The following is a 24,571-nucleotide window of genomic DNA, read 5'->3' on the forward strand; positions in this document are numbered from 1 at the left end:
CCCCCCCCGCCGGCGCCGGGCCCCGGTCCGGCTCAGACGTTCAGCAGCAGGTTCTCGCGTTCCCAGGAGCTGATGACGCGGTGATAGGCGTCGTACTCCTTGTTCTTCACCCACCACACCGCGTCGACCAGCTTCTCGCCCAGCACCTCGCGCAGCGGGCGCGAGGCGGAGAACTTGTTGAGGCTGTCATAGAGGTGGCGCGGCAGGGTGAAGGCCAGGCGCTTGGCCGAGCCCTCGACCGGGTTCGATGGCTGCATCTCGTTGACGATGCCGAGATAGCCGCAGGCCAGCGAGGCCGCGAACATCAGATACGGGTTGCAGTCGGCGCCGGCGACCCGGTTCTCGACCCGCTTGGCCTGCGGCTCGTCGATCGGCACGCGGAAGCCGACGGTGCGGTTGTCCATGCCCCAATGGACGTTGATCGGCGCGTCGCTCTCGGGGTCGAGGCGGCGGTAGGAGTTCACGTTCGGGGCGAACAGCGGCATCGCCGCCGGCACGAATTTCTGCAGCCCGGCGATATAGGACAGGAACAGGTCGCTGTTCCCGCCGTCCTTGGTGGCGAACAGGTTCCGGCCGGTCTTGGCGTCGTTCACGCTCTGGTGCAGATGCATGGCGCTGCCGGGCTCGTTCTGCAGCGGCTTGGCCATGAAGGTGGCGTAGACGTCGTGGCGCATCGCCGTCTCACGCACCGTGCGCTTGAAGATCAGCACCTGGTCGGCGAGGTCGAGCGGGTCGCCATGGTTGAAGTTGATCTCGATCTGCGCCGCCCCGGCCTCATGCGCCAGGGTGTCGACGTCGAGGCCCATCGCCTCGCAGTGATCGTAGATCTCCTCGAAGATCGGGTCGAATTCGTTGACTGCGTCGATGCCGTAGGACTGGCGCCCGGTCTCCGGGCGGCCGGACCGGCCGATCGGCGGCTCCAGCGGATAGTCCGGGTCGATGTTCTTCTTGACCAGGTAGAATTCGAGCTCGGGCGCCACCAGGGGCTTCCAGCCCTTCGCCTCGTACAGCTTCAGCACCCGCCGCAGCACGTGGCGGCAGGACAGCTCGCAGGGGCTGCCGTCGACATATTCCGCGTCGCAGATCACCTGCGCCGTCGGCTCCTCGTACCACGGCACGATCCGGATCGTCTCCCGGTCGGGCACCATGTAGATGTCGATGTCGGCGGCGTTGGTGACGTCGTCATCGGGGTATTCCCCGGTCACCGTCTGCATGAAGATCGATTCCGGGATCCGCATCCCGCGGGTCTTCAGGCCCTTGATGAACTTGTCGTCGGGCAGAATCTTGCCCCGGGCGATCCCGTTGATGTCCGGGACCAGGCACTCGACTTCGGTCACGCCATGGTCGTGAATGAAGTCCACCATCTTTTGCATAAAATCTGGCCAGCCCCTTTAGGCGGACCCCGCTTCTCGTTTCAGCCGGGTCACCATAGCCGAGCCCCCCGGGGGGGTGGGAAGCGGAAACGGGCGTCGCATGGCCGCTCCGACTCGGCCCGGCTTGACAGTTCCAGGCCGGCTGCGAGGATGAAGGCCTCTCGGCAACAATTGCGTGACCAAATGCATGAACGCACATCGAACGACATCGTAAGGAATTTCCGCGCGCAATTTCCTGACATCACCCACATCGACGCCCTGGTCTGCGACATGTGCGGCGTCCTGCGCGGCAAGAAGGTCCCCGTCACCGCGCTGGACAAGATCTTCCGCGACGGCCTGACCTTCCCCGGCTCTCTCTTCGCCACCGACATCACCGGCGAAACGGTCGAAGAGACCGGCCTCGGCTTCGCCGATGGCGACGCGGACCGCGACTGCTTCCCCGTCCCGCACACGCTCGACCCGGTGCCCTGGCTGTCGCGCCCGACCGGACAGGTGCTGCTGGCGATGCAGGACCTCGACGGCTCCCCCTTCTTCGCCGATCCGCGCACCGTCCTGGCCAACATCGTCCAGCGCCTGCGCGACGACGGGCTGCACCCGGTGGTGGCGGTGGAGCTGGAATTCTACCTGGTCGACCGCAAGCGCGGCGAGGACGGGCGGCCGCGGCCGCCGGTGTCGCCGATCAGCGGCAAGCGGCAGGACACCACCCAGGTCTACGGCATCGACGAGCTGTACGACTTCAACGACCTGCTGCACGAAATCTACGACACCTGCGTGGCGCAGGGCATCCCGGTCGACAGCCTGGTCTCGGAATACGCACCGGGGCAGTACGAGATCAATCTGCGCCATGTCGACGACCCGCTCGAGGCCTGCGACGACGCGGTGCTGTTCAAACGCGTGGTCAAGTCGGTCGCGGCCAAGCACGGGGTCGAGGCTACCTTCATGGCCAAGCCCTATCCGGACCAGGCCGGCAGCGGCTTCCACATCCATATGAGCCTGCTGGACGCGGCCGGCGCCAGCCTGTTCGCCGCGGAGGACCCGCATGGCACCCCGATGCTGCGCCACGCCATCGGCGGCCTCGGCGCCACCATGGCCGAGGGCATGGCGGTGTTCGCCCAGAACCAGAACGCCTTCCGCCGGTTCCAGCCGAACTCCTACGTGCCGCACGCTCCGACCTGGGCCGCCAACAACCGCAGCGTGTCGCTGCGCATCCCGCCGGGCAAGCCGAAGGACCGCCGGGTCGAGCACCGCGTCGCCGGCGCCGACAGCAACCCCTATCTGGTGGTCGCGGCGGTGCTGGCCGGGGCGCATCACGGCATCAAGCGGCAGATCGATCCGGGCCCGCCGATCCAGGGCAACGCCTATGCCAAGATCGAGCCGACCCTGACCTCGTCCTGGATCGTGGCGCTGGAGCAGCTCGACGGCTCGGCCTTCTTCAACGAGTATTTCGGCCGCCGCTTCCTCGACATCTACCTGGCCCTGAAATGGGCCGAGCGGGACAAGTTCTTCTCCCAGATCAGCCAGCTCGAATACGACTGGTACCTGAGCAAGGTCTAGGCCCGGCTGCGGCGTTCCTGGCCGGCCGCGTCCACCGCCGGCCGGGGCCGCCGCTTCGGCGCCTCCCGCGGCGCGGCGGCAGCCGGCTCGGCCCGGCGGCGCTGCCGCTTGGCCTTGTGGTCGTTCAAATAGATATCGAGCAGCTCGGCCAGCCGCTCCTGATTGCCGGCGGTCATCTCCTCGCGGGTGGCGAAGGCCAGCTCGCGCGCCTCGTGCTCGCCCAGCTGGGTGACCGAATACTTCTTCTGCCGACGCACGCCGTCCTGGGTCCAATAGGCCGTCCAGAAGGCGGAGGTCCCGCCGGGGCGGACATAGCGCGCGACCCCCGGGATCCCGTGCGGAGTGTTCCGGCGCGGCAGCAGCCGCGTCCGCAGCGACCGGATCTCCTGATGATCGGGCAGATGCTCCAGCGCGAAGGCCTCGGCGGCGGCCTTCGCCTTCTTCGAGGACCCGCCATGGGCCAGATCTGAGAAAAATTTGCGCGTGTGCCGCCCGGCGACCGAATACCGCACGAGCCAACCGAGCATTCGCTTTGCGGGGTTGTCAATCCGGCTGACGCGCATCGAGATCTCCATGTTGGTCACGGGGATACTGACACAGCGGGCTCCGCTTTTGCAGCAGTTGTCGAGGCATTAACCATTTGTATGATTTCCGGCGGCGCGGCATCCGCCGCCTGGGCGGGACTCCCCGGCCGGAATCCTTTGAGGACAAGCGAATGCTGGAGCTGCGACCGAACTGCGAATGCTGCGACAAGGATCTGCCGCCCGGCTCGCGGGAGGCAATGATCTGCAGCTTCGAATGCACCTTCTGCACAAGCTGCGCCGAGACGGTCCTGGGCGGCCGCTGCCCGAATTGCGGCGGCGGATTCGCCCCGCGCCCGATCCGGCCGCCGGCGGCGCTGCTCCGCCACCCCGCCTCGACCGTGCGCGTGTTCAAGCCGCAGGGATGCCGGCCGGCCGGCTGAGTCCGGGATCGATTTCGGGGGTGCGGCAACGGCGATCACCACGCCGGTCGACAGGAGGCTTGCGTCTGGATTTTAATTGTTATGATATAACATTAAAATCACCGGACGAGAGCCATGCCAGACCAGCCGCACCAGACCCTCGAACAGATCGCCCCCGGCGTCCACACGCCGGCCGGCTTCACCCGCGCCACCGGCGAGATCCGCCGACTGATGGCCGAGCTGGAGGCCGTCGGCCTGTCCCCGGCCGCCCTGGCCTCGGCGCTGCTGACCGAGGCCATGCCGCGCCTGGCCGAGGTGCACGGCACGTCGCGCTGCGCCGAATTGCTCAGCTCGCTGGCGCTCGGGCTGCGGCTGGACGAGGCCGCGGCCGCCCCTGCCCCGCGCCGGTGGGTGTCGTGACCATGCGGCCGGACGCCCGCCTCCCCGTCACCGTCCTCTCCGGCTTCCTCGGCGCCGGCAAGACGACGCTGCTCAACCACATCCTGCGCAACCGCGAGGGCCGCCGGGTCGCCGTCATCGTCAACGACATGAGCGAGGTGAACATCGACGCCGAGCTGGTCCGCGCCGGCGGCGCCGATCTCAGCCGCACCAGCGAGACCCTGGTCGAGATGACCAATGGCTGCATCTGCTGCACCCTGCGCGACGACCTGCTGCGCGAGGTCCGCCACCTGGCCGAGCAGGGCCGCTTCGACTGTCTGGTGATCGAATCGACCGGCATCTCCGAGCCGCTGCCGGTGGCCGCGACCTTCGACTTTCGGGACGAGGACGGCGCCTCGCTGGGCGACGTCGCCCGCATCGACACCATGGTGACGGTGGTCGACGCCGCCAACCTGCTGGCCGATTTCGGTTCGACCGACTTCCTGCGCGACCGCGGCGAGACCGCCGGCGACGGCGACGGCCGCACCCTGGTCGACCTGCTGGTCGACCAGATCGAGTTCGCCGATGTGGTGGTGATCAACAAGATCGACGCGGCGACGCCGGAGCAGCGGCAGATGGTCCCCCGCATCGTCGCCGGACTGAATCCGGAGGCGGCGATCGTCGAGGCGAATTTCGGCGCCGTCGCGCTCGACTCGATCCTCGGCACCGGCCGCTTCGACTTCGACCAGGCCCGCGAGCATCCGCTGTGGTTCAAGGAGCTGTACCAGTTCGCGGACCACCGGCCGGAGACGCTGGAATACGGTGTCGAGAGCTTCGTCTACCGGGCCCGCCGCCCCTTCCACCCGGCCCGGCTGCACGCCGCTTTCCAGCAGCCCTGGCCCGGGGTGATCCGCTCCAAGGGGCATTTCTGGCTGGCGACCCGGCCCGGCTGGGTTGGCGAGATGAGCCAGGCCGGCGCCATCCTGCGGCACGAAGCGATCGGCTTCTGGTGGGCGGCGGTGCCGCGGGAGCGCTGGCCCCAGGATCCGGAGATGCGCGGCATGATCGAGGCCCGCTGGGACCCGGTGTTCGGCGACCGGCGGCAGGAGCTGGTGTTCATCGGCATCGGCATGGACCAGGCGGCGATCCGGCGCGAGCTCGACGCCTGCCTGCTCGACCCGCCGGCCGGCTTCGATCCGGCCGGCTGGGCCGACCTGCCCGATCCCTTCCCGGCCTGGCGCCGCGCGGCATAGCCCGGGGGCCTGCTAAGCCGAGGCCCGCGACGGCGGCTCCGCCTGCCGGAGCCGTTGCTTCGCAGCATAGAGCCTGGCGTCGGCCACGGCGGCCAGCCCGTGCTCGTCCTCGGCATCCTGGGGCAGGAAAGCCCAGCCGATGCTGGCGCCGACCGATACGGTGCCGGTGCCCACCGGGATCGGAACCGCGAGAGCCGCCCCGACCCGCTCGGCCAGGGCCTCGATCTCTCCGGCCTTCAGCTCGCCGCCGATCACGGCGAATTCGTCGCCGCCGACCCGCGCCGCCGTCATGCCCGCAGGCAGCACCTCCGTCAGGCGCTGCGACAGGGCGCGCAGCACGGTGTCACCGGCCAGGTGACCGTGTCCGTCATTGACCGCCTTGAAGCCGTCGAGATCGATCACCATCAGCACCGCGCCTGCCGACCGGCGGCGGTAATCCGTGATCCGGTCGCGCAGTGCGGCGTCGAGCGCGTGCCGGTTCGCCAGCCCGGTCAGCGCGTCGTGATTGGCCATGTATTCGATCTTCTGCTCCAGCGCCTTGCGGGCCGAGACATCCATGAAGGAGCCGACGATGCGCAGCGGTCGCCCGGCATGGTCGCGCTCGACCGTCCGCCCCCGCGCCAGAAGCCAGACCCAGCCACGGCCAGGGGCAGGCCAGCGAAATTCGGCGACGCAGGTCGGCGTCCAGCCGGCGAGATGCTCCTCCAACGCCATCAAGACCCGCCCCTTGTCCTCCGGATGGATCTTGGGCAGCCAGTCGTCGAGCGGCCGGCATGGTTTCTCATCGGTCCGCGCCGCCAGCAAGTCGGCATCGTAGGCGGAGAGCTGGCGGGACGGCAGATCGAGGTCCCAGATGCCGTCATTGGTGCCCTCGAAGGCCAGGGCCAGCCGATTCTCGCTCTCAGCCAGCCGCAGCTCGATCCGGCGGCGCGTCGACATGATGCTGGCCACCATGACGGCGGCCATGGAGATCAGGGCGACGGAGAGCCGGGTCGACAGCAGGATCCGCAGCGGGTCCTCGGCCAGCGTCTGTGACGGCAGCCGGTCGAGACCGAGGCCCAGGGCAGCGAAGATCCACAGCCCGACCAGCGCCGCCAAGACGGTGGTCGCGAAGATGCCGGCCCGCATTGCCGACCAGATCAGCGGCAGCAGCAGATATCCGGTGGTGCCGATCCCGCCGGTGGCCACGCCCAGCGCCGCCATCAGGACCAGCAAAGCCAGGGGACCTGCCAGCTCCGGCAGATCCACGCGGATGGCGCGGGCGAACCAGCCGGCCGGCCATGGCCGCGACGGCAGGGTCAGCGCCAGCGGCAGCACCGCCGCCAGGGCGGCGATCTCCGACATCCACCAGGTCCCGGTGTTCAGCAGGATCTCCGGGTCGCCGCGCAGGGCGAAGCCGAGCGCCGAGACGACGCCGCCGGCCAGGGCCGCCAGGACGCAGGCGACGCCGACGCGCAGCACCGCGGTGGGATGGGCGAGATCCCGGTCCTCCGGCCGCAGCGGCGCCAACGCGACCAGCCCCGCCGCGATCTCGGCGAGATTGGACAGCAGCAGCACTGCTGCGAAATCGATGCTGCGCCCATAGCACAGGTCGGCGGCGACGAACGCCACGGCCACCCCGGCCCAGCAGAGCGGGCTGCGGCGGGTGGGGCGGCGCAGGAACCAGGCGATCAGGGCGCCGTTCGCCGGCCAGAACAGGGCGAGCGGTTCCAGCCCCCGGGTGGCAATGCCGAGCACCGCCAGGACGAAGGTCAGGACCGCCGCCTCCACCACCTCGCGAATCTGCATGCGCACCGGCAAGGGCCATACCCCGGGGTCACGGTATATGGTCCTATTTTCACCCTTCGCTCCGGCCACGACAAGCGAACAGCCGTCGGTGCTGCCTTGGGCTGGCGTCATGCGGGCAGGACATGACGGACCGGGCGTCCGCCCGGCTGGCCGCCCCGGTCCGGACCGGGCTATTGAAGGCGGCATCCGAGGCCATCAAAACCGTGTCATGCAAGCAGCCGGCCATGTCCGCTCCTGGTACGCCGCCACCGCCAACCGCGATCTCCGCTTCCCCTCGCTGGACGGGGATCTGCGCTGCCATGTGCTGGTGGTCGGCGGCGGCTATACCGGCCTCAGCACCGCGATCGAGCTGAGGGAACGCGGCCTCGACGTGGTGCTGGTCGAGGCCCAGCGGGTCGGCTGGGGTGCCTCCGGCCGCAATGGCGGCCAGGCGGTGACCGGCTTCAACAAGGCCATCGGCACCATCGCCGGCTGGGTCGGCCGCGACGACGCCCGCAAGCTGTGGGACATGTCGGAGGAGGCCAAGACGCTGCTGCGGCAGCGCGTCGAGCAGTACGGCATCGATTGCGACCTGCGCTGGGGCTATGTGCTGGGCGCGCTGAAGCACCGGCACATGGAGGAGCTGGAGGCCCATGTCGCCGAATGGGACGGGCTCAGCTACCACCAGGGCCGGATGCTGTCGCGGGCCGAGATCCGGGCGCTGGTCGATGCGCCCGGCTATGTCGGCGGGCTGCTCGACAGCGGCAGCGGCCAGCTGCATCCGCTGAACTATGCGCTGGGCCTGGCCGACGCGGCCCGCTCGCTGGGCGTGCGGATCTTCGAGGACACGCCGGTCACCCGGCTGGACCAGGCCAGCCCGGCGGTGGCGACGACGCCGAGGGGCCGGATCACCGCCGATTTCGTGGCGCTCTGCGGCAACGCCTATCTGCCGGCGCTGTCGGCCGATGTCGACCGCACCATCCGCTCGCGGGTCATGCCGGTCGGCACCTACATCATCGCCACCGAGCCGCTGGGCGAAGCGCTGGCGCAGCAGACCATCCCGTCGGGCTTCGCCGTCGCCGACATCAACTTCGTGCTGAACTACTACCGGCTGGGGCACGACACCCGGATGCTGTTCGGCGGCGGCGTCAGCTATTCCGGCTATGAGCCGCGGCGCCTGGCCGAGACCATGCGCAGGACCATGGCGCGCACCCTGCCCCGCCTGGCCGACAAGAAGGTCGAGTTCTGCTGGGGCGGCCGTGTCGGCATCACCCTCAACCGCACGCCGCATTTCGGCCGGCTGGCGCCGCACATCTTCTTCGCCCAGGGCTTCTCCGGCCACGGCGTGCTGCTGACCGGCATGGCCGGGCGGGTGATGGCCGAAGCGATCCGCGGCCAGGCCGACCGCTTCGACGTCTTCGCCCGGATCCCGCACCAAGCCTTCCCGGGCGGGCGGATGCTGCGCATGCCGGCCCTGGTGCTGGCAATGACCTGGTACCGGCTGCGCGACCTGCTTTAGGCAGACGTCAGTAAGCGGCGGCCCACTGCCGCAGCAGCTCGCGCTCGGTTGCCCGGGCCTGGCCGAGCCAGCGCCGGGCCGGCTGCGACACGGCAAGGACCAGGGGATCGGTCGCCGCGTCGGCCGCGGCGCGCTGCGCCTCGTCGACGATGAAGATGGCGAAACCGAGCTGCCGGCCGCTGTTGGCCGACAGATAGCCGGCCAGGCCGCGGACATAGCCCATGGTGCCGGTCTTCGCCCGCAGCCGGCCGGCCGCCAGCGGCGCCGGCTCGCCGGCACCGGCCTCGGCCCCGCCGTCCGGCCGCTCCGGCATCAGCGCCGGCAGACCGATCCGGTTGCCCTCGATCAGCACCGCGGCCATCTGCACCGGCGAGATCCGGGCGGCGGTGCTGAGGCCGGATGCTCCCGGGATCGAAAGCCCGCTCCAATCCACCTGCGGCTGCTTCTGCGCCCACCAGGCGGCCAGCGTCCGGCCCGCCTCCCCCTGGGTGATGCTGCTGCGGCCCAGCGCCTGCCGCGCCGCCATCATGCCGATCATCTCGGCCGACAGGTTGTTGCTGTATTTGAGGACACGGGTGACGATCACCGGCAGCGTCTCGCTGTCGTGCCGGGCGATGATGGTCCCTTCGGCCGTGCGCGGCCCGATCGCCGGGGCCGGCAGGGCGATCCCGGCGTCGCGAGCAAAGCTCCGGAAGATCTCGGCCGCGGTCGCCGACGGGTAGCGGATCGGCAGCAGGTCGGAGCCCTTGTCCGGCAGCCGCGACGACAGGATCCAGCCCTCATGGCCTTCGACCGGGCGATAGGGCGTGGCCGCGCCCTCGCTGACATCGACCCAGGGCAGCGTGACGTTGCGCCCCTCCGCCACCGCGTCGGCACGGGCGTCGAAGCGCCCCTGCCGCGTCTGCCAGCTCACCCGCAAGGCGTTGAAGTTGACGGCGAGGCCGGTGAGGCCGGGATTGTAGGAGGCCGCCAGGGGCTGCAGCGGGTCGAGGAACGGCAGGGCCTGCAGCGCCGTGTCGTCGACGATGAAGCGGCCGGTCACCCTGGTGATGCCGGCCTGCCGGACCTGGCGCACGAGGTCGGCCAGATCGTTGATGTCGAGGGTGGGATCGCCGCCGCCGATCAGGGCCAGGTCGCCGTTCAGCACGCCCCCCGCGATGGAGCCGCCCGCGGTGACGATGGTGGTGAAGCGATGGTCGGCGCCGAGGATCTCGATTGCCGCCAGCATGCTCGCGACCTTCATGGTCGATGCCGGAATCATCGGCCGGGTCGCCTGCGCCGCGTCGATCAGTTGGCCGCTCTGGGCGTCGAACAGGATGTAGGCGACGTCCCCGGCGGGGAGGCCGCTGCGGGTGGCCGCCGCCCCGGCCTGGGCCCGGGCCGCATCGACCGGCAGGGCGGCCGCCAGCACCAGCAGCAGGAACAGGCGGAACAGTCTCATCATGGGCACGGGCCGGCATCCTCCGCATCGGGTCGCGCCCTCCTATAGCTCCAGGCGCGGCGAGTCGGAAGCGGTGGCGAGGCCGAAACAAGCACGGCCCCGCGAGGGGGCCGTATCGGTCGCTGGGCGGGGGCGGCCGCCGGACGACGGGCCGGTTCGGCTAGTAGGCGCCGGTGCCGGGCAGGAAGACTCTCGGGGTCTTGAACAGGATCACGATGTCCCGCCACAGGGTCCAGGTCCGCACATAGTCGACATTGAGCCGGATCTTGGTCTCGTAGCTGGTGTCGTTGCGGCCGGAGATCTGCCACACGCCGGTCATGCCGGGCCGGGTGCTGTGATAGTAGCGGATCGCCGCGCCCCAGCGCTCCTGCTCCTCCTCGAACATCGGCCGCGGGCCGACCAAGCTCATATCGCCCTTCAGCACGTTCAGCAGCTGCGGCAACTCGTCGAGGCTGGTCTTGCGCAGGAAGCGGCCGATCGCAGTCACCCGCGGGTCCTTCTTCAGCTTGAAGCCGGATTCCCACTCGCGCCGCATCTCAGGGTTCTTCTGAAGAAGATCCGCCAACAACTTGTTCGCGTTGGGAACCATCGTCCTGAACTTGTGGCAGTAGAAGATCTTGCCGTGGCGACCGACGCGGCGGTCGCTGTAGAAGATCCCCCGGCCGGAACGCCGGATCATCGCCGCGCAGACCAGGAACAACGGCGAAAACAGGATCAGAAAGACGATCGACAATACGATATCCATCAACCGCTTCGCCGCCATGCCCACCCGCGCCGACCGGATCGGCGCCTCCGCGGAAATGTCTACGGCGGCAGTATCGACGAGGCTGTCGGACTGCATATTCCTGTACCCCCAGAAAACTGAAACAAAGGAGCAGAACATGTCCCGCCGCCGCAACCGGCAGAACACCCCACCTTAAAATTTCGTCTGACTCCCCGCCCCCTAGTCACTAGGGTCGCGCACGTTATAATTGCCTGAAACATGGCAATTTTTAGTGTGGCCTGGCGGCCATTGAATGCGCCTTCTATGTATATCGAATGCCGCCAGGGGAGACAATCCATTTATTGCCGTATGTTGCCGCCACGAGCGTGGATAGATCAAGGGCAGAGACAGGAAAATTAAACTAATACGAAAATTATGTTATTCAATCCATTGTTTCTAATCATCTTTCCCGCGAAGAAGCCGGGCCACCAGCTCGCTTTCCCCGACCTTGCCGATCAGCCGGCCGTCATCGTCCAGCACCAGGATCGGCTGCCGCGTGGCCTCATGCGCGGCGATGAAACGGCGCATCGAGGCATGCACCGGCATGGTCGCGATCTGCCCCGGCGCCACGCCGTTGATGATGCCGTCGGCGATCTCCAGCGGCCGGTCGTCTTGCAGCACCGCGATCGGCCGGCCGAGATCGTCGACCCGGCAGCGGCAGGTCTTGGCCTTGTCGACCAGGATCGAATCGCCGTCGCGCGGCAGCAGGTCGAGCGGCGTCATCAGCGCCTCGGCCCGCAGCACGTTGAGCGGGTTCACATGGGCGACGAAGTTGGCGACGTAGTCGTCCGCCGGGCGGGTGACGATCTCCTCCGGCGTGCCGACCTGGACGATGCGGCCGGATTCCATGATCACGATCCGGTTGCCGATCTTCAGCGCCTCGTCGAGGTCGTGGCTGACGAAGATGATGGTCTTCTTCAGCCGGCGCTGCAGCTCCAGCAGCTCGTCCTGCAGATGGGTGCGGATCAGCGGATCGAGCGCCGAGAACGGCTCGTCCATCAGCAGGATGTCGGCGTCGGTGGCGAAGGCGCGGGCCAGGCCGACGCGCTGCTGCATGCCGCCCGACAGCTCGCGCGGATACTTACCGGCCCATTTGTCGAGATGGACCAGGGCCAGCTTCTCGTCGACCACCCGGTCGCGCTCGGCCTTCGGCACGCCGCGCAGCTCGAGCCCGAGGCCGACATTCTCGCGGATGGTGCGCCACGGCATCAGCGCGAATTGCTGGAACACCATCGACACCCAGTCGGCGCGGAGCTTGCGCAGGGTGGTCTCGTCGCAGCTGGCGACGTCGACCTCCTGGCCATCGCAACGCACGACCATGCGGCCGCGGGTGACCTTGTTCAGGCCGTTGACGCAGCGCAGCAGCGACGACTTGCCGGAGCCGGACAGGCCCATCAGCACGCACAGCTCGCCCGGCGGAACGGACAGCTCGGCCCCGGCGACCGCCAGGGTGTCGCCGCTCTCGGCCTGGATCTCGGCCCGCGTACGGCCCTGATCGAGCAGGGCCAGCGCCCGCTTCGGCGTCGGCCCGAAGATCACGTCGATGGCGTTGAAATGGACCGCGGGAAGGGTATCGGACATCAATGCGCCCCTCCGACGGGCCGTTCGCTTTTCACCAGACGATCAAGGATCACGGCCAGGATGACGATGCAGAGGCCGGCTTCGAATCCCATGGGGACATTCACGGAGTTGAGGGCGCGCACCACCGGCTTGCCCAGGCCGTCGGCCCCGACCAGCGCGGCGATGACGACCATCGACAGCGACAGCATGATGCATTGGGTCAGCCCGGCCATGATCGTCGGCAGGGCGTGCGGCAGCTCCACCTTGAACAGCAGCTGCCGCTTGGTTGCGCCGAACGCCTCGCCGGCTTCGAGCAGCGGGCTGGGCACGCCGTGGATGCCGAGATAGGTCAGGCGGATCGGCGCGGCCACGGCAAAGACCACGGTCGAGATCAGGCCCGGCGCGACGCCCAGCCCGAACAGGATCAGGGTCGGGATCAGGTAGACGAAGGTCGGCAGCGTCTGCATCAGGTCGAGGATCGGCCGGATCACGGCGTAGACAAGCGGCCGGTGGGCGCAGAGGATGCCGATCGGGATGCCGATTACCAACGACAGGAAGGTGGCGCTGATCACCAGAGCCAGGGTCTGCATGGTCTCGGTCCAGTAGCCGAGATTGAGGATCAGCAGCAGGCCGATCACCACCAGCGCCACCAGCTGCCAGCGCCGGTGCAGCACCCAGGCGAGGACGGCGACGATGGCGATGAAGACCAGCGGCGGCGGCCACAGGAAGACGTCGATCAGCCATTCGATGGCGGTGCCGAGGCCGATCGAGATGGCATCGAAGACGCTGGCGAAATTGTCGGTCAGGAAATCCGTCAGGTGCTTGATCCACAGCCCGAGCGGAATCTTCTGGGACAGCAGCGCGCTCAGTTCGTCCATGCGGCGTCCTTCTTGTTCCGGCCTTTTGGACGACGCGCCGCCTCGGCGGCGGCGCGCCTGTCGAGGAGTCTCAGAGGCCGAGCGACGCCTTGACCGCCGCGAGGCCGTCCTTGCCGTCGAAGGTGGTCACGCCGGCGAGCCAGGGGGTGAGCGTATCAGGGTTGGCCTTGAGATAGGCGGTCGCCGCCTTGTCACGGTCCTCGCCACCGGCGATCGCCTCCATCACCGTCGCCTCCATGTCGAGGGTGAAGGCAAGGTTCTGCAGCAGCTTGCCGACGTTGGGGCATTCGGTCAGATAGCCGGCCCGGACATTGGTGTAGACTGTGGCGCCGCCGAAGTTCGGCCCGAAATATTCGTCGCCGCCGGTCAGGTACTGCAGCGGGTAGTTCTTGTTCATCGGATGCGGCGCCCAGCCGAGAAACACGATCCACTCCTTGCGGCGGACGGCGCGGTCGACCTGGGACAGCATGCCCTGCTCGCTCGATTCGACCAGCTGCCAGCCCTTCAGGCCGAAGGCGTCCTTGTCGATCATGCTCTGGACCAGGCGGTTGCCGTCATTGCCCGGCTCGATGCCGTAAATCTTGTCGCCGAACTTGTCGGCGTTCTTGGCCAGGTCGGCGAAGTCCTTGACCCCGCCCTGGTACACGTAGTCGGGCACCGCGAGGGTGTATTTCGCACCTTCCAGATTGGCCCGGAGGCTCTCGACCGACTTGTCGTCGAAATAGGGTTTGGCGTCGGCGGCCATGGACGGCATCCAGTTGCCGAGGAACACGTCGATGTTCTTGTTCTTCATCGAGACATAGGTCACCGGCACCGACAGCAGCTCTGCCGACGGCTCGTAGCCCAGCCCCTTGAGCACCGCCGAGGTCAGCGCCGTCGTCGCGGTGATATCGGTCCAGCCGACATCGGAGAACCGCACCTTCTGACAGCTCGCCGGATCGGCCGCCTGGGCCGCCCCGGTGGCCAGGGCCAGGCCCAGCACCAGCCCGCTCAAACGCCACGACATCATGATGCGACTCTCCTGTTTGCCCGCCTGTTCGACAATTTTCGTTCGTTGCGGGGCAACTTCTGCCGCGGACCAGCGACAAAGCGCCTCCGCGCGAGTCTAACGATGGCCCGCGCGCCGCCGCTGGCCGATTTCCGGCATGGCATGACGCAAACCGGACTCATTGCCCGCTGCGGCCCCGCTAGCATGCGGCCGCGGCCGGAGGAGTGGAAGCCATGACGACAGAATTCGACTATGTGATCGTCGGCGCCGGGTCGGCCGGCTGCGTCCTCGCCAACCGGCTGTCGGCCGAGCCCGGCAACCGCGTGCTGGTGCTGGAGGCCGGGCCCGAGGACCGGACCTGGAAGATCCACATGCCGGCAGCGCTGACCTACAATCTCGGCGACGACAAGTACAACTGGTACTACGAGACCGAGCCGCAGCCGGCGATGGACAACCGCCGCATGTACTGGCCGCGCGGCCGGGTGCTCGGCGGCTCCTCCTCGCTCAACGCCATGGTCTATGTCCGCGGCCATGCCTATGACTACGACCGCTGGGCCGAGGAAGGCGCCGCCGGCTGGTCCTATGCCGAGGTGCTGCCCTATTTCCGCCGCGCCGAGACCCGGGCCAAGGGCGGCGACGACTATCGCGGCTCCGACGGGCCGCTCAACGTGTCGACCGGCAGCCAGCCGAACCCGCTGTTCGACGCCTTCATCCAGGCCGGGCAGCAGGCCGGGTATCCGTTCACCGCGGACATGAACGGCTACCAGCAGGAAGGCTTCGGCAAGATGGATATGACGATCCATCAGGGCGAGCGCTGGTCGGCCGCCAAGGCCTATCTGAAGCCGATCCGGTCGCGGCCGAACCTGACCATCGAGACCGGGGCGCTGAGCACCCGGATCCTGTTCGAGGGCAACCGCGCCGTCGGCGTCGAATACGCCCAGGCCGGCCAGGTACGCACCGCCCGCGCCGCCCGCGAGGTGATCCTGTGCGGCGGCGCCATCAACTCGCCGCAGCTCCTGATGCTGTCCGGAGTCGGCCCGGCCGACCAGCTGCGCCGGCACGGCATCGCCGTGGTGCACGACCTGCCGGGCGTCGGCCGCAACCTGCAAGACCATCTGGAACTGTACGTCCAGTACGAGTGCAAGCAGCCGATCACCCTCTACAGCGTCGAAAATCCGCTGTTCAAGGCGAAGGTCGGGGTGGAGTGGTTCCTGTTCCGCAGCGGTCTTTGCAGCTCGGCCCATCTCGAGGCCGGCGGCTTCATCCGCTCGCGCGCCGGCATCCGGCACCCGGACATCCAGTACCATTTCCTGCCGTCGGTGGTGAACGACCACGGCCGCAAGCCGGGCGACCGGCACGCCTTCCAGGCCCACGCCGGCACCATGCGCGCCACCTCGCGCGGCTGGGTCGAACTGCGCTCGGCCGACCCGCGGACCAAGCCGATCCTGCAGCCGAACTACCTGACCACCGAGGACGACCGCACCGACATGCGGGCCTGCGTCAGGCTGACCCGCGAGATCTTCGCTCAGAGCGGCTTCGACCCTTATCGCGGCCCCGAGATCGCGCCCGGCGCTTCGGTGCGCACCGATGACGAGATCGACGCCTTCGTCCGGGCCAAGGCCGACAGCGCCTACCACCCGTCCTGCACCTGCAAGATGGGCGTCGACGAGATGGCGGTGGTGGACCCCGAGACCCGGGTGCGCGGGCTGGAGGGGCTGCGGGTGGTCGACGCCTCGATCATGCCCTCGATCGTCAGCGGCAACCTGAACGCCCCGACCATCATGATCGGCGAGAAGGCGGCCGACATCATCCTGGGCCGCACGCCCTTGCCGCCGTCGAACGCCCCGGTCTACGAAGCGCCGAACTGGCGGACGGCGCAGCGCTGAAACAGGAGAAAACCATGGCCATCGGGCTGCATATCGGCGGACAGGCGGTCGCGGGCAGCGGCACGCCCTTCGACACGATCAACCCGGCGACCGGCCGGGTGATCGACCGGGTCGCCGCCGCCTCCCCCGCCGATGTCGACCGCGCCGTGGCCGCCGCCAAGGCCGCCTTCGACGGCTGGGCCGGCATGACCGGCACCCAGCGCGGCCGCATCCTGCGCGAGGCTGTACGCCTGCTGCGCGCCAACCGCGACCGGCTGGCGCGGATGGAGGTCGAGGACACCGGCAAGCCGATCGCCGAGGCGCTGTCGGTCGACATCGATTCCGGCGCCGACGCGATCGAGTATTTCGCCGGGCTGGCGCCGTCGCTGCACGGCACCCATCACGATTTCGGCCGCGCTTTCGCCTACACCCGGCGCGAGCCGCTGGGCGTGGTCGCCGGCATCGGCGCCTGGAACTATCCGATCCAGATCGCCTGCTGGAAATCCGGCCCGGCGCTGGCCTGCGGCAACACCATGGTGTTCAAGCCGTCCGAGCTGACGCCGATGACGGCGGTGGCGCTGGCGGAAATCTTCGCCGAGGCCGGCCTGCCGCCGGGCGTGTTCAACGTGGTCCAGGGCAAGGGCGAGGTCGGCCAGGCGCTGGTCACCCATCCCGACGTCGCCAAGGTGTCGCTGACCGGGTCGGTGCCGACCGGCCGCAAGGTCGCGGCGGCCGCTGCCGGGGCGATGAAGCACGTGACCATGGAGCTGGGCGGCAAGTCGCCGCTGATCATCTTCGCCGACGCCGATGTCGAGAACGCGGTGAAGGCGGCGATGATGGCCAATTTCTACACCCAGGGCGAGATCTGCTCGAACGGCACCCGGGTGTTCGTCGAGGCGCCGCTGCACAACCGCTTCATGGACCTCCTGCTGGCCCGCACCGAGAAGATGCGGATCGGCGACCCGATGGACCCGGCGACCCAGGTCGGCGCCCTGATCTCGGCCGACCACCGGGCCAAGGTGCTGGGCTATGTCGAGGCCGGGGTGAAGGCCGGTGCCCGCCTGGTCTGCGGCGGCCGGCCCCCGGCCGACCCGGCCCTGGCCGGCGGCTATTTCGTCGAGCCGGCGATCTTCGACGCCTGCCATGACGACATGGCGATCGTGCGGGAGGAGATCTTCGGCCCGGTGATGACGGTGCTGACCTTCGCCGACGAGGACGAGGCGGTGCGCCGCGCCAACGCCACCGAGTACGGCCTGGCCGCCGGCGTCTTCACCCGCGACCTGGCCCGCGGCCACCGCGTCGTCGCCCGGCTGCAGGCCGGCACCTGCTGGATCAACAATTACAACATCACCCCGGTCGAGATCCCGTTCGGCGGATACAAGCAGTCCGGCCTCGGCCGCGAGAACGGCCTCGCCGCGCTGGAGCACTACACCCAGCTGAAGAGCGTCTATGTCGAGACCGGGAATGTCGACAGCCCGTATTGAGCCGTCGCCGGCCACCGCCGCCGACCGAGAAGCGCCGAGGGGTGGCGGACCAGCATGTACCGCCAGGCCCGGGCCATCAGCATCTGGAAGCGGCTGTCCCGGATCAGCATGATCCGCTGGCTGGGCAGATCGAGAAACCCATCGGCGCTGGCGCTGTTCGCCGCCCAGACGGCATCCAGACGGCCTGCCTTCATGGCGGCGCGGAAGAACCGTGTCTGCCAATGGTCGTCGCCCTGGGTGTTGGCCAACACCCGTTCAGCTCGTTCGGCCCGAAGCTTGATCTCGCGGGCCGAGCGGATCGGCACATGAAACAGCTCCAGATCCTGCGCCAGGATCTCGCAAGGACCATGCGTGAGCGCGTGCTGTCCCTTGCTCAGGGCCACCGGGGAATCGGCGACGAACCCGACCTTCGGCACCGTCAGGCACACGAATGACCGATCGAAGGATTCGACGGTGGCGGGATCGGTATCGGCCAGCACCGGGGCACGGTACCGGACGCTGAACAGCCCTCGCCCTCGACGATGCCGCTCCGACCGGTCCTGCACGAACTGGACCCACCGTCCGACAAACAGGCCGGGCCTGGTCGCCGCGACCCGAATCTGGGAGACGTCGATACTCCAGAACTCGTCGGCGTCAAACGGAAAGACGATGTTGAATCCTGCAGCGAGCGCCTGGTTTGCGGCGGCGGACATGACCTCTGCCTGCTTCAAGATGTCATGAACGACGCGCTCCACGGTTACCCTGGGATTCGACTTGGCGACGGAGCACAGGAGCTCGAACGTTCCGTCCGACGACTGGTCGTCAACGAAGTGAATTCGATCGAACCCGATCCTCAAGTAATGACCGACCAGAAATGGAACCAGATCTACGGTGTCTCTCAGCATGCAGATTCCACAAATTTTCGTCATAAAAGTTCCTCTGCATATTTATCAAATGATGCAGGCCCGAAGATCGCCGGTCAAATGCGTCGAACCGCACGCGGCAGGCGGATAGGCGTCCCTCGTTGCCCCATCGCGCGCGCCGTGTCGGCCCCCGGCCTTGCCCGTCCAGGCTCTCCGGAGCATAGTCCGGCCGCCTCACGGTGACGGCGGATAGCCCTGGTTCATGAGCAGCTTCCGGATTCGCGACGACACCCCGCACTACACCATCCTGACCAAGCTGCAGCTGATGAGCTGGGGCCTGGTGGTGCTGGTCTGCGCCATCGCCGCGGTCGGGGTCATGCTGTTGTATTCCGCCGGCGGCGGGTCCTGGGAGCCCTGGGCCAGCCGGCAGCTGACCCGCTTCGCCACCGGCTTCGTCGTCATGCTGCTGCTGGCGCTGGTCGACATCCGGACATGGATGAAGCTCGCCTACCCGATCTACGCCATCGTCTTCGCGCTGCTGATCGTGGTCGAGATGATGGGCCATGTCGGCATGGGCGCCGAGCGCTGGATCAATCTCGGGCCCCTGGTGATCCAGCCCTCCGAGTTGATGAAGATCGCCCTGGTCCTCGCCCTCGCCCGCTACTTCCACGGCTTCTCGCTGATCGAGGTGCGCAACCCGCTGGTGCTGATCGTGCCGCTGCTGCTGATCCTGGCGCCGGTCGGGCTGGTGCTGATGCAGCCGAATCTTGGCACCGCCATGCTGCTGATCCTGACCGGCGGTGCGGTGCTGTTCGCCACCGGCGTGCGGCTGTGGAAGTTCGCCGTGGCCATCACGCTCGGCCTGTCGGCGATCCCGATCGGCTGGGAGTTCCTGCACGACTACCAGAAGAACCGCGTCTACACCTTCCTGGAGCCGGAGCGCGACCCGCTCGGCGCCGGCTACAACATCATGCAGTCGAAGATCGCGCTCGGCTCCGGCGCCCTGTTCGGCAAGGGCTTCACCGCCGGTACGCAGAGCCAGCTGATGTTCCTGCCGGAGAAGCACACCGACTTCATCTTCGTGGTGCTGGCCGAGGAGTTCGGCATGGTGGGCGCGCTGATCCTGCTGTTCCTCTACACCATGCTGTTCGTCTACGGGCTGATGATCGCGCTCAGCGCCCGCAGCCATTTCGCCCGGCTGGTCGGGATCGGCCTGACCACGACCTTCTTCCTCTACGTCTTCGTCAATGTCGCGATGGTCACTGGGCTGATCCCGGTGGTGGGCATCCCGCTGCCCCTGGTCTCCTATGGCGGCACCGCCATGCTGACCCTGCTGATGGGCTGCGGCATCCTGCTCAGCGTCTGGATCCACCGCGAGGTGCGGGTCCCGCGCAGCGGCATCACCGACTACTGAGGAGAAAGCGGAGTGACGATCGGCACCCCGTCGGGTCCGGCCCGAATGCCCGCCCCGGGCGTTATCTCGCGACCTTGATCTGCGGCAGGTCCCGGGTGAACGGGCGAAAGCCGACACCGTAGTACAGGCTCCGGGCGGCCGGGTGCGCCGGTGCGCCAAGACAGGCGACCAGCATGCGGCTGGCGCCGGCCGCCCTGGCCAGATGCATGCCGTGCAGCTGCAACGCGGTGCCCAACCCTCGTCGCCGGAAGTCCCGGTGCGTGCCGACGGGCTCGAATTCGGCGGTTCGCGACGACTCGTCCAGCCAGATGATCGCGGTCGCGGCCAAGGTGCTGTCCGGTGCCGCGATCAGCGGATGCAGGTCGGCCCGATACGGCCAGGTCCGCCGGACCCGCTCGAACGCCACCTCGGTGAGACTGGCCGGATGCCACGCGCCCCGATGCGCCTTGACCGCGTCCGCCACCGAGACGTCCGCGGCCGCCAGAAACCGGAACCCCTCGGGCAGCACCGGATCCGGCAAATCCGTCAGCTCCCGTCCATTGAACTGCACCCAGGACCCGTTGTCCGAACCGGCTTCCGCATCGAACTCGTATCCGTGCGCGGCGACGATGGCCTGCGCCGATACATCCGCGGACTGCACCGTCAGCAACCGGTCGACGCCGCCAGCCGCATCGTCGTACCAGTCCAGGATCTCGGCCAGCAGCTCCGGCCGGTCCGGATGCGCCTGCCAGATCAGGTTGGCCGCCTTGGCCTCACGGTACGTCCCGTCGCTGCGCGGGACCCGGTAAGGCAGATGCGCCCACCCCCACGCGGCCAGCCGGCCGTCCACGAACCACAACCGGTGCCGCCAGAACCGGCCGAGCGCGTCGACATCCTTGGCCCAGACCCAGGCCAGCTCGCCAACGGTCGCGTCGCCGTTCAGCAGCTCCGGCCGCGTTGCGGTCACCTGCTGGGCCAGGCCCTGCATCAGTCGGAGTTCGGTCGGGCCAAGATCGTCCATGCGGGCACCTTGGCAAGGCCGGACCGTCCTGTCGAGGGCATGCGGTCAGGAGGGCGCAGACCGAGTCCTGCCGTCCTAGTCCTGCCAGAAGGGCTTGGCAATCTCGGCCTCGACCTGTCGTCTCGTCAGGCCGATATCGTCGATCAGATGGGGATTGGCCTTCGCCATCTGCGCGAGTTTCCGGCGAAGGCATATCCGCTCGCGCCAGGTCTCCACAAGGCTTCGCAGGGTCGCCAGGCTGTAGCGCCGGCACGACATGTCCGCCGCCCCCGCGGGCGTTCCCGGCCACGCTGCCTGATGCGGGGCCGACCCGAGGATATCGTTCATGGCAGCCTCCATATGGGTCGAGGGTCCTGGGGCCCTCGACCTGAAAGAGGATGAATTCTGCAGGACACGAACGGCGTCGTACTTAAGCTCTCCCAAATCGTTTCCAAAAACTTCCGAACGGCCTAAGGATGCGCCGCATGCAGGAATCGCGCTTTGCCTTTGGCCCGTTCGTGCTTGATCCAGGTGTGGGGACGCTCCTTCGGAACGATGTCCCCGTTGCCGTTGGCCACCGCGGGCTGAAGCTGCTCGCGGCGCTCGTCGGACGGCCCGGCGAGATCCTGGCCAAGGCCGAGCTGATGGACGCGGCGTGGCCGGGCACGGCGGTCGAGGAGGGCAACCTCACCGTCCAGATCGCGCGGCTGCGGAAGCTGCTCGGTCCGGCCGCCGACGGCGGTGAATGGATCGCCACGGTTCCGCGCGTCGGCTACCGCTTCACGGGGGCCGTCGAACGGCTCGGGGACGCGAGGCGAAACCCTTTGCCGCTGCCCGGCAAGCCATCGATCGCCGTGCTGCCCTTCGTCAATGTCAGCAACGATCCCGAGCAGGACTCCTTCACGGATGGGTTGACCGAAGACCTGATCACCGACCTGTCCAGGACCTCCGGCCTGTTCGTCATCGCCCGCAACTCGGCCTTTGCCTACAAAGGTAAGGCGATGGATGTGCGCGGCATCGCCCAGGATCTTGGCGTGCGCTACCTGCTGGAGGGTAGCGCGAGACGCGCCGCCGGGCGCGTGCGCATCAACGCCCAGCTGGTCGACGCGGTGAGCGGCGATCATCTCTGGGCGGAACGCTTCGATCGCAGCCTGGACGATATCTTTGCGGTTCAGGACGAGGTCACCGGCAAGATCGTGGAGGCGTTGCTCGGCCGGCTGCGCGCGCCGCCGCCGCGCCATCGGCCCAGCAATCTCGAGGCCTACGATCTCTGCGTGCGGGCGCGCCGGCTGATGGATGATTCGCCGCAGACGGCGCGGGAAGCGCATCTGATGCTGACGCGCGCGGTTTCGCTCGATCCGGGATACGCCGAGCCCTATCGCTGGCTTGCCATGAACCACTGGATGGGATGGGTGCATTCCGGCGGACCGACTGAATCGTCCCGCAGCGTTGCCTTGGACCTGGCGCGCAAGGCTGTCGCGATCGACCCCGACGATGCCGGCTGCCGCTGGGTCCTGGCTTACCTGCTGGCCTATGACCGCAGCTTCGCCGAGGCAGATGCGGAATTCGCCAAGGCGATCGAGCTCGACCCGAACGAGGCCGATGCCTGGGCGGCATTGTCCGACATCGCGGTTCTGGCCGGGCGGGTCGCGGAGGGCCTCGAGCACATCCGCAAGGCGTTCCGGCTGAACCCGCTTCCGGCAAGCTGGTACTATCTGGCGCTCGGCCAGGCGCAGTATGCGGCCGGCGACTACGAAGCCGCTGTCGAGACGCTGCGCCGGGACGAGACGTATCGCACAAGCTCACGCCGTTTCCTGGCGGCAAGCCTTGCCCAGCTGGGCCGGCTCGACGAGGCGCGCGCGGAGGTCGAACTGTTCCTCGTCGGCAACCCGCATTTCACGATCCGCCATTGGGCCGCGACGGAGCCGTTCCGAGACGCTGCGACGCTTGAGCATTTCGTTGATGGCTGCCGCAAGGCCGGTCTTCCCGAGTGACGCGCCGGCGCAGCCTCGGGCAGGCTCGGATCCCGGATGCTTCGACCGGCACCGAAGTGTTCCCGGGGAGCCCCTTCGGGCCGCGACTGTTCCCTCTGTGCAAAGCGGGAGCAGCCGACATGCCTTCAGCCGACACCATCGACACCCTCCGATCGCAGACGCGGCCTGGTCCCGGTCTATCTGCAGGCCGTTCGCGGCGCCACGCCGGTCGAGGCGGGGCTGGAGCTGCTGCCGATGTCGGTGATCTTCTTCGCCGTCTCGCAGGTCTCCGGGCTGCTGCTGCTCGCCTGGATCTCCGCCGGCACCGGGCTGTTCTATGTCGAGACGGCGCTGCTGATCACCGGCGTCGGGCTCGGTCTCAACACCGGCCCGGTGATGGCGGTGACGGTGTCGAGCGTGCCGCAGAAGCGGTCGGGCACGGCGGCCGGGCTGGTGAACACCGCGCGGATGGTCGGCGCGACCCTGGGCGTCGCGGTCCTCGGCGCGCATGGCGGCGACGTCAACGCGCCCGCGGACCGGCTGATCGCCGGCCTGGGGCCGACCCTCCTGGTCGGGGGCTTGGGGGAATGTCTCGGGGCGGTCGCGGCCCTGGTTCTGATCCGTGACGACGCGCTGGAGCGGAAGGCTGGCTGAGAGCCCGAGGGGGCGAGAGCCCGGGCTCTCAGGCGTCACCGCGCAGGGCGGCCTGCAGGCTCTTCAGCTCAGCCAGCAGCACGGTCAGCTCGTCGCGCAACTCGGCAGAGATGCCCTGGGCGCGGCCTTCGCGGCCGGCGCCGGCCAGGAGCGAGAGCTGCATCTCGTCGCGCGGCTTGCCCGGCTTGGTCCGGGTGACCGGGAGGGGATGGGCCGGCCCGGAAGGGGCCGCCTCGCCCGATGCTGCGGCCGGCGCTTCAGCCTCGGCCGATTTGCCTTCCTTCAGCAGGCGCTGCACGCCCTTGATGGTGTAGCCCTCCTCATAGAGGAGGCGCTGGATCCGGCGCAGCAGCTGGACATCCTCGGGGCGATAGTACCGGCGGCCGCCGCCGCGCTTGAGCGGGCGGACCTGGGAGAACTTGGTCTCCCAGAACCGCAGCACATGCTGCGGCACGGCGAGATCGTCGGATACCTCGCTGATCGTGCGATAGGCCGTCGCCGATTTGCGCAGCGGCGCGGGCTTCGCTTCCGATCCTCCCATTCCGGCCATGGCTTACTCGTCGTCGTCCAAGGGAGGATTGGTGCCGTTGATGCGCCCCTTCAGCACATGCGAGGCGCGGAACACCAGCACCCGACGCGGCAGGATCGGCACCTCCTGCCCGGTCTTCGGATTGCGGCCGATTCGCTGGCCCTTCTGGCGCACGCCAAAGGTGCCGAAGGACGAGATCTTCACCGTCTCGCCGCGTTCGAGCGCCTCGGAGATTTCTTCAAGCACCGTCTCAACAAGGTCAGCAGACTCATTGCGAGACAAGCCGATTTCTTGATAGAGCGATTCGCTGAGCTGCGCTCGTGTCACCGTTTCCGCCATGCCGCCTCCCCCGACGGGCAATTGCGAAGAAGACCGTCGAAGGACGGTACCCTCCACAAAATAATCCGTCAATTC

Annotated in this window: 23 protein-coding genes; 10 read left to right on the forward strand and 13 right to left on the reverse strand. The window is 68.2% G+C overall.

Annotated elements, in window-relative coordinates; translation table 11 throughout:
• Nucleotides 1-32 precede the first annotated feature (32 nt).
• Nucleotides 33-1,373 (reverse strand): glutamine synthetase family protein, encoded by a 1,341-nt coding sequence (locus AAHM41_RS03075; protein ID WP_342235037.1) that lies wholly within the window; start codon nt 1,371-1,373, stop codon nt 33-35.
• 183 nt (nt 1,374-1,556) lie between these two features.
• Between AAHM41_RS03075 and AAHM41_RS03080 the strand changes: the two genes are divergently transcribed.
• On the forward strand, nt 1,557-2,927 hold the full coding sequence (locus tag AAHM41_RS03080) for a glutamine synthetase family protein (protein ID WP_342235038.1): 1,371 nt from the start codon (nt 1,557-1,559) through the stop codon (nt 2,925-2,927).
• Here the strand turns inward: AAHM41_RS03080 and AAHM41_RS03085 are convergent.
• Nucleotides 2,924-3,454: an AP2/ERF family transcription factor gene (locus tag AAHM41_RS03085; RefSeq protein ID WP_342235039.1), complete on the reverse strand. Its 531-nt coding sequence runs from the start codon at nt 3,452-3,454 to the stop codon at nt 2,924-2,926. The genes AAHM41_RS03080 and AAHM41_RS03085 overlap by 4 nt on opposite strands.
• A 188-nt stretch (nt 3,455-3,642) precedes the next feature.
• On the opposite strand from AAHM41_RS03085, the gene AAHM41_RS03090 reads away from it, so the two are divergent.
• The 3 genes from AAHM41_RS03090 to zigA all read left to right on the forward strand — a co-directional run bounded on the left by AAHM41_RS03090 (nt 3,643) and on the right by zigA (nt 5,501).
• Entirely contained in the window at nt 3,643-3,891 is a 249-nt protein-coding gene (locus AAHM41_RS03090) for a DUF1272 domain-containing protein (protein ID WP_342235040.1), read from the forward strand.
• Between the two features lie 114 nt (nt 3,892-4,005).
• Entirely contained in the window at nt 4,006-4,290 is a 285-nt protein-coding gene (locus tag AAHM41_RS03095) for a hypothetical protein (protein ID WP_342235041.1), read from the forward strand.
• A gap of 2 nt (nt 4,291-4,292) precedes the next feature.
• On the forward strand, nt 4,293-5,501 hold the full coding sequence (zigA, locus tag AAHM41_RS03100) for a zinc metallochaperone GTPase ZigA (protein ID WP_342235105.1): 1,209 nt from the start codon (nt 4,293-4,295) through the stop codon (nt 5,499-5,501).
• A 12-nt stretch (nt 5,502-5,513) separates the two neighbouring features.
• Here the strand turns inward: zigA and AAHM41_RS03105 are convergent, their stop codons facing one another.
• The gene (locus tag AAHM41_RS03105; RefSeq protein WP_342235042.1) at nt 5,514-7,289 is read right to left on the reverse strand and encodes a diguanylate cyclase domain-containing protein; all 1,776 of its coding nucleotides are present in this window, start codon (nt 7,287-7,289) and stop codon (nt 5,514-5,516) included.
• A gap of 208 nt (nt 7,290-7,497) precedes the next feature.
• On the opposite strand from AAHM41_RS03105, the gene AAHM41_RS03110 reads away from it, so the two are divergent.
• A complete protein-coding gene (locus AAHM41_RS03110; RefSeq protein ID WP_342235043.1) occupies nt 7,498-8,787 on the forward strand; it encodes an NAD(P)/FAD-dependent oxidoreductase in 1,290 nt (429 codons plus the stop codon).
• Nucleotides 8,788-8,794: 7 nt separating this feature from the next.
• On the opposite strand, the gene dacB is transcribed toward AAHM41_RS03110, so the two are convergent.
• The 5 genes from dacB to AAHM41_RS03135 all read right to left on the reverse strand — a co-directional run bounded on the left by dacB (nt 8,795) and on the right by AAHM41_RS03135 (nt 14,438).
• On the reverse strand, nt 8,795-10,231 hold the full coding sequence (dacB, locus tag AAHM41_RS03115; RefSeq protein ID WP_342235106.1) for a D-alanyl-D-alanine carboxypeptidase/D-alanyl-D-alanine endopeptidase: 1,437 nt from the start codon (nt 10,229-10,231) through the stop codon (nt 8,795-8,797).
• 157 nt (nt 10,232-10,388) lie between these two features.
• Nucleotides 10,389-11,111 carry a sugar transferase gene (locus tag AAHM41_RS03120; protein WP_342235044.1) on the reverse strand — a complete coding sequence of 241 codons (723 nt, stop codon included), beginning with the start codon at nt 11,109-11,111 and terminating at the stop codon, nt 10,389-10,391.
• Nucleotides 11,112-11,387: 276 nt separating this feature from the next.
• Nucleotides 11,388-12,572, reverse strand: coding sequence for a choline ABC transporter ATP-binding protein (gene choV / locus AAHM41_RS03125; RefSeq protein ID WP_342235045.1), 1,185 nt, complete (start codon nt 12,570-12,572; stop codon nt 11,388-11,390).
• Nucleotides 12,572-13,429 carry a choline ABC transporter permease subunit gene (gene choW, locus AAHM41_RS03130; RefSeq protein WP_342235046.1) on the reverse strand — a complete coding sequence of 286 codons (858 nt, stop codon included), beginning with the start codon at nt 13,427-13,429 and terminating at the stop codon, nt 12,572-12,574. Before choW ends, choV begins: the two co-directional genes overlap by 1 nt.
• A gap of 70 nt (nt 13,430-13,499) precedes the next feature.
• Nucleotides 13,500-14,438: a choline ABC transporter substrate-binding protein gene (locus tag AAHM41_RS03135; RefSeq protein WP_342235047.1), complete on the reverse strand. Its 939-nt coding sequence runs from the start codon at nt 14,436-14,438 to the stop codon at nt 13,500-13,502.
• A 212-nt stretch (nt 14,439-14,650) separates the two neighbouring features.
• On the opposite strand from AAHM41_RS03135, the gene betA reads away from it, so the two are divergent.
• Both betA and betB read left to right on the forward strand, forming a co-directional pair.
• Nucleotides 14,651-16,303 carry a choline dehydrogenase gene (gene betA, locus AAHM41_RS03140; protein WP_342235048.1) on the forward strand — a complete coding sequence of 551 codons (1,653 nt, stop codon included), beginning with the start codon at nt 14,651-14,653 and terminating at the stop codon, nt 16,301-16,303.
• A 14-nt stretch (nt 16,304-16,317) separates the two neighbouring features.
• The gene (betB, locus tag AAHM41_RS03145) at nt 16,318-17,766 is read left to right on the forward strand and encodes a betaine-aldehyde dehydrogenase (RefSeq protein WP_342235049.1); all 1,449 of its coding nucleotides are present in this window, start codon (nt 16,318-16,320) and stop codon (nt 17,764-17,766) included.
• On the opposite strand, the gene AAHM41_RS03150 is transcribed toward betB, so the two are convergent.
• A complete protein-coding gene (locus AAHM41_RS03150; protein WP_342235050.1) occupies nt 17,730-18,650 on the reverse strand; it encodes a glycosyltransferase family 2 protein in 921 nt (306 codons plus the stop codon). The two genes, betB and AAHM41_RS03150, sit on opposite strands and share 37 nt — an antisense overlap.
• Before the next feature lie 220 nt (nt 18,651-18,870).
• On the opposite strand from AAHM41_RS03150, the gene rodA reads away from it, so the two are divergent.
• Entirely contained in the window at nt 18,871-20,022 is a 1,152-nt protein-coding gene (gene rodA, locus AAHM41_RS03155) for a rod shape-determining protein RodA (protein ID WP_342235051.1), read from the forward strand.
• A gap of 61 nt (nt 20,023-20,083) precedes the next feature.
• Here the strand turns inward: rodA and AAHM41_RS03160 are convergent, their stop codons facing one another.
• Entirely contained in the window at nt 20,084-21,022 is a 939-nt protein-coding gene (locus AAHM41_RS03160) for a GNAT family N-acetyltransferase (RefSeq protein WP_342235052.1), read from the reverse strand.
• Between the two features lie 75 nt (nt 21,023-21,097).
• Nucleotides 21,098-21,349: a DUF1127 domain-containing protein gene (locus AAHM41_RS03165; protein ID WP_342235053.1), complete on the reverse strand. Its 252-nt coding sequence runs from the start codon at nt 21,347-21,349 to the stop codon at nt 21,098-21,100.
• Between the two features lie 137 nt (nt 21,350-21,486).
• On the opposite strand from AAHM41_RS03165, the gene AAHM41_RS03170 reads away from it, so the two are divergent.
• The gene (locus tag AAHM41_RS03170) at nt 21,487-22,995 is read left to right on the forward strand and encodes a winged helix-turn-helix domain-containing tetratricopeptide repeat protein (RefSeq protein WP_342235054.1); all 1,509 of its coding nucleotides are present in this window, start codon (nt 21,487-21,489) and stop codon (nt 22,993-22,995) included.
• A gap of 234 nt (nt 22,996-23,229) precedes the next feature.
• On the forward strand, nt 23,230-23,628 hold the full coding sequence (locus tag AAHM41_RS03175) for a hypothetical protein (protein ID WP_342235055.1): 399 nt from the start codon (nt 23,230-23,232) through the stop codon (nt 23,626-23,628).
• Between the two features lie 28 nt (nt 23,629-23,656).
• On the opposite strand, the gene AAHM41_RS03180 is transcribed toward AAHM41_RS03175, so the two are convergent.
• On the reverse strand, nt 23,657-24,178 hold the full coding sequence (locus tag AAHM41_RS03180; RefSeq protein WP_342235056.1) for a MerR family transcriptional regulator: 522 nt from the start codon (nt 24,176-24,178) through the stop codon (nt 23,657-23,659).
• 3 nt (nt 24,179-24,181) lie between these two features.
• Nucleotides 24,182-24,496 carry an integration host factor subunit alpha gene (locus AAHM41_RS03185; RefSeq protein ID WP_342235057.1) on the reverse strand — a complete coding sequence of 105 codons (315 nt, stop codon included), beginning with the start codon at nt 24,494-24,496 and terminating at the stop codon, nt 24,182-24,184.
• Nucleotides 24,497-24,571 lie beyond the last annotated feature (75 nt).

Source organism: Inquilinus sp. OTU3971 (genome assembly GCF_038440215.1).